We start from the raw sequence: 3,593 nt of genomic DNA on the forward strand, positions 1-3,593 counted from the left end.
ATGCAGCACGCCCGGCGCGCCGGCATTCATCGAGGCGCAATGCTCGATGCCGTCAAGGCCGCGTCCGCCGGCCTCGATGCCGATGATGCGGACCTCTTTGTCGTCGAGGAAGGGATGGAACAGGCCGATGGCGTTCGAACCACCGCCGACAGCGGCGATGATGGTGTCCGGCAGTCGGCCTTCCTGCTCTAGGATCTGCGCCCGCGCTTCGGTGCCGATTACCGACTGGAAGTCGCGCACCAGCTCCGGATAGGGATGCGGGCCGGCGGCGGTGCCGATCAGGTAATAGGTGTCCTCGACATTGGTCACCCAGTCGCGCAACGCCTCGTTCATGGCGTCCTTCAGCGTGCCGTGACCAGCGGTCACCGGGCGCACTTCGGCGCCGAGCAGCTTCATGCGGAAGACATTGGGGCTTTGCCGGGCGACGTCGGTGGCGCCCATATAGACGACGCAGGGGAAGCCGAAGCGGGCCGCGACCGTGGCCGATGCCACGCCATGCTGGCCGGCGCCGGTCTCGGCGATGATGCGCTTCTTGCCCATGCGCTTGGCCAGCAGGATCTGGCCGAGGCAGTTGTTGATCTTGTGCGAACCGGTGTGGTTCAAATCCTCGCGCTTGAAATAGACCTTTGCGCCGCCGAGATGCTTCGTGAGGCCTTCGGCGAAATAGAGCTTCGAGGGTCGCCCGGCATAATGGGTCGACAGGTCAGTCAGCTCGGCCCTGAAATTCGCATCGTTCTTGACCTCGTTCCAGTGCTGCTCCAGATCGAGGATCAGCGGCATCAGCGTTTCGGCAACGAAACGACCGCCGAAAATGCCGAACATGCCCTGTTCATCGGGTCCGGTGCGGAAGGAATTGGGTGTCGCCGGCTTGTTCATCGCCGATCTCCTGGCATCTTGACTTATGAAGCATGTCCTTGTCGGAAAACCGGTTCCCACTTTTCCGGGACATGCTCTGGTTTAAGGCACTACTAGGCTGCGCGGGTGTTCCGCGCGGTCCTGACGGCCCGGAAAAACTGTTCGATCAGCGCCGGATCCTTGACGCCCGGTGCGCTTTCCACGCCTGAGGAAATGTCTATTCCGGGCGGGTCGGCAAGCCGAAGGGCATCGCCGATATTGGCGGCGTTGAGCCCACCGGAAAGCATGTAATCGACGCCGCCGTCAAGGCCGACAAGAATGCGCCAGTCGAAGGCAACACCATTGCCGCCCGGCAGTTCTGAGCCTTTCGGCGGCTTGGCGTCGAACAGGAACCGGTCTGATATGCCGATGAATGGCTTTATCCGTTCGAGATCGGCAGCCTCGCTGAGCGGCAGCGCCTTCATCACCGGCAAACCATAACGGGCTTTGACCTCGGCGACGCGCTCGGGCGTTTCCGCGCCATGCAGTTGCAGCATGTCGGGCTGCATTTGGGCAAGGATTTCATCCAGGAAAGCGTCGCTGGCATCGACGATGACAGCAACCGCCATCGCCTTGCCGCGCGCCGCCTCGCGCAGGCGGCCAGCCTCGGCGGGTTCGACATAGCGTGGGCTTTTGGCGAAGAAGATAAACCCGACATGGCTGGCGCCGCCGGCCAGCGCCGCGGCCATTGCCGCGTCGGTCTTCAAGCCGCAGATCTTGATGTCGAGTGCCATGGCGCGGGAATTGGCATGAAAAGCGAAAAGAGTCGAGAAAAAGCATGCTGTTTGCCGGCGCGGCCAAAGGCGCTACCTATGGATGAACAGGACACACTGCGGGAGCATGACCATGACCGACAGGACAATTGCCGAACTCAGGCAGAAGATCGCGCAGGCGCGCGAGGTCATCGCGCACCTGATCGACAAGGCCGCCTTCGACGGCGCCGAGGCGCACCGCGCGCTCGACTATTTTGGCAGCGATGAATTCGACGGCAATTTCCTGCCGTGGCCGCATCATGGCGATGAGGGGCTACGGCCTGAGGACTTGAACGCCGCCAACGACGACTGAGCGATCTACTCGAACATGATCGCCTGCAGCGCACCGCCATTGCGCTTCAGCCAGTCCTTGCAGCGATCGGTGTCGGGGCAGAGCTTTTCGCACAATTTCCAGAATTTCGGACCGTGGTTCATCTCCTTGAGATGCGCCACTTCATGCGCGACGAGGTAGTTGATGACCGGCGACGGCGCCATCATGATGCGCCAGGAAAAGGACAGATTGCCTTCGGAGGTGCATGACCCCCAGCGGCTTGATGTGTCCTTGAAGCGGATAGCCTTGGCGCGCTTGCCGAGCGCCTCGGTGTGTTTGGCCACCAGCTTCTCGATTTCCTTCTTGGCCTCGCGCTTGAGGAAATCGGCGAGGCGGCGCGGCAGATGTATGCGGTCGCCATGCACGATCAAGAGCGGACCACGTTCGTCGCGCGACACGGTGACGGTGCCGCGCTTTGACGGTTCATGGACGATGCGGTGCGGCACGCCGCGCAGCGGGATCCTGATGCCGGGCCGCACCTGCGGCCGCGTCGGCACCTTGGCCAGTCGCTGCTCCAGCCAGTCCTGGTGCCGCTCGAGGAACCTGTCCACTTCGCCGCGGCGCAGGCCTGGCGGCACGGTTATGCGTAGACCCTGGCCGCCTGAATCGATGCGCAGCGTCATTCGGCGCGCCCTGGCGCTCTCGACGATCTTAAGCGGCAGCGTGCGGCCGGCGACGCAATATTCGCGCTCCACGACAGGCGTGGGCTTGGGCTTTGTCAGATTGCGAAAGAAGCCGAGAGTCATGGCGGGACGATACGCGATTCGAGAAAAACGACTAGAACAAAAAAGAAACGGCGCCGCTCGCGCGACGCCGTTTTTTCACGATGTGGCCAGTCGCTTGGCCTCAGTCGTCAAGCAGGTTCGAGCCCTTGCCACGCTTGGTGGTCGTCGTTCCGGTGCTTGGATCGGTCTTCGTCGGAGCCGTCGACTTGTTGCGGTTGGCCATGAACCGGTCGAACTCGTCCTGGTCCTTGGCGCGGCGCAATTCGCGGGCATACTCGTCGAACTGGGTCAGCATCTCGTCGAGCTTGCGGCGCTCTTCGTTCAGCCGCTCAAGTTCCTTTTCGCGCCAGTCGTCGAAAGCGACGTTGCCGGTGCGGGCGGAGCCATTGCCCCAGCGCGCGGCCTTGTCGGAACCGCGGCGGCAGCCGGCGAAGATGCCGTCGGTCGCGCGGTTGACGTCACGCTTGAAGCCATCGAGGCGGTCGCCCCAGATGATGTAGGCGAGCATGGCGAAGCCGAGTGGCCAGAACACCATGAAACCTACAACCATCAACGCGATGGTTGCCGGCGTCCAGGCCGGACGGATCAATGCGGATGCGTTCATTTTCTCCCATTCCTTCGGTTGGAGACAGCCAAATCCGGGCTGCGTGGAATCGAAATGGGAAGAGAAAAACGGCGATTCAAGACAATGTCCGCCAAATCCGGACAAGCATCTGAAATGATTATCGCTTTTTGATCATATCGAGGAAAAGCACGACCAGCCCGGCAATCAGGCCCCAGAATGCGGCGCCAACGCCGAACAGCGTCAGACCCGACGCGGTGACGACAAAGGTGACGGTGGCGGCCATGCGATCCGCCTCTTCCTTCAGCGCGATAGACAGCGCGTTGGCG

The 3,593-nt window shown here is 62.2% G+C and carries 6 protein-coding genes; 1 reads left to right on the top strand and 5 read right to left on the bottom strand.

Annotated elements, in window-relative coordinates; translation table 11 throughout:
- Both trpB and EN964_RS28845 read right to left on the bottom strand, forming a co-directional pair.
- The coding region (gene trpB / locus EN964_RS28840) for a tryptophan synthase subunit beta (RefSeq protein WP_127277031.1) at positions 1-876 on the bottom strand (876 nt) is incomplete at its 3' end.
- Positions 877-968: 92 nt separating this feature from the next.
- Positions 969-1,628, bottom strand: coding sequence for a phosphoribosylanthranilate isomerase (locus EN964_RS28845; protein ID WP_127269344.1), 660 nt, complete (start codon positions 1,626-1,628; stop codon positions 969-971).
- 112 nt (positions 1,629-1,740) lie between these two features.
- Between EN964_RS28845 and EN964_RS28850 the strand changes: the two genes are divergently transcribed.
- A complete protein-coding gene (locus EN964_RS28850) occupies positions 1,741-1,959 on the top strand; it encodes a hypothetical protein (protein WP_127269343.1) in 219 nt (72 codons plus the stop codon).
- A gap of 5 nt (positions 1,960-1,964) precedes the next feature.
- Here the strand turns inward: EN964_RS28850 and EN964_RS28855 are convergent, their stop codons facing one another.
- The 3 genes from EN964_RS28855 to EN964_RS28865 form a co-directional block, all read right to left on the bottom strand.
- Complete coding sequence (locus EN964_RS28855) at positions 1,965-2,723, bottom strand: M48 family metallopeptidase (RefSeq protein WP_127270177.1); 759 nt, start codon at positions 2,721-2,723, stop codon at positions 1,965-1,967.
- Positions 2,724-2,823: 100 nt separating this feature from the next.
- Entirely contained in the window at positions 2,824-3,306 is a 483-nt protein-coding gene (locus tag EN964_RS28860; protein ID WP_127266800.1) for a DUF2852 domain-containing protein, read from the bottom strand.
- Positions 3,307-3,424: 118 nt separating this feature from the next.
- A partial coding sequence (locus EN964_RS28865; RefSeq protein ID WP_206528773.1) for a benzoate/H(+) symporter BenE family transporter occupies positions 3,425-3,593 on the bottom strand: 169 nt, incomplete at its 5' end.

The organism is Mesorhizobium sp. M7A.F.Ca.CA.001.10.2.1 (assembly GCF_003998575.1).
In the GTDB taxonomy this organism is placed as follows: Bacteria; Pseudomonadota; Alphaproteobacteria; order Rhizobiales; family Rhizobiaceae; genus Mesorhizobium.

Excerpts from the sequence above, each read along its gene's own strand:
- EN964_RS28855 (WP_127270177.1), bottom strand. The coding sequence starts at position 2,723 with ATGACTCTCGGCTTCTTTCGCAATCTGACAAAGCCCAAGCCCACGCCT.
- EN964_RS28860 (WP_127266800.1), bottom strand. The coding sequence starts at position 3,306 with ATGAACGCATCCGCATTGATCCGTCCGGCCTGGACGCCGGCAACCATC.
- EN964_RS28850 (WP_127269343.1), top strand. The coding sequence starts at position 1,741 with ATGACCGACAGGACAATTGCCGAACTCAGGCAGAAGATCGCGCAGGCG.
- EN964_RS28845 (WP_127269344.1), bottom strand. The coding sequence starts at position 1,628 with ATGGCACTCGACATCAAGATCTGCGGCTTGAAGACCGACGCGGCAATG.